Genomic DNA, 714 nt, shown 5'->3' with positions numbered 1-714 from the left:
ACGCCGTGGGTCGATGTTTGATGTTATGGAGCAGCAACGATGTTACGCAGCAGGGCAGTCGCCCTAAAACAAAGTTAACCCGGAACCAAAATTGTGAAAGTATCATTAATGGCTGCAAAAGCGAAAAACGGAGTGATTGGTTGCGGTCCACACATACCCTGGTCCGCGAAAGGAGAGCAGCTACTCTTTAAAGCCTTGACGTACAACCAGTGGCTTTTGGTGGGCCGCAAGACGTTCGAATCTATGGGAGCACTCCCTAATAGGAAATACGCGGTCGTTACTCGCTCAGCCTGGACGGCCGATAATGACAACGTAATAGTATTCCCGTCGATCGAAGAGGCCATGTACGGGCTGGCTGAACTCACCGATCACGTTATAGTGTCTGGTGGCGGGGAGATTTACAGAGAAACATTGCCCATGGCCTCTACGCTCCATATATCGACGATTGATATTGAGCCGGAAGGAGATGTTTTCTTTCCGAATATTCCCAATACCTTCGAAGTTGTTTTTGAGCAACACTTTAGCTCAAACATTAACTATTGCTATCAAATTTGGCAAAAGGGTTAACAAAGCTATGCAATTGACGGTAAAAAGCTTCGTTCGCTTCGCTTGCTACGCTTCTTACCGCAATTGATAACGGCGTTAGATGCACTAAGCACATAATTGCTCACAGCCAAACTATCAGGTCAAGTCTGCTTTTATTATTTTTAAGCG

The 714-nt window shown here is 46.1% G+C and carries 1 protein-coding gene; it reads left to right on the top strand.

All coding sequences use genetic code 11. The annotated features are described in order from the left end of the window. The first annotated feature begins 93 nt into the window (after positions 1–93). On the top strand, positions 94–567 hold the full coding sequence (dfrA5, locus tag OKC31_RS21655) for a trimethoprim-resistant dihydrofolate reductase DfrA5 (RefSeq protein WP_001317507.1): 474 nt from the start codon (positions 94–96) through the stop codon (positions 565–567). The last annotated feature ends 147 nt before the right edge of the window (positions 568–714 follow it).

Origin of the sequence: Aeromonas sp. Y293-4, from assembly GCF_027705905.1 — a bacterium.
In the GTDB taxonomy this organism is placed as follows: domain Bacteria; phylum Pseudomonadota; class Gammaproteobacteria; order Enterobacterales; family Aeromonadaceae; genus Aeromonas; species Aeromonas veronii.
Note: the sequence above shows the minus strand (reverse complement) of the source record. Positions and strands in the feature narration are given on the sequence as shown.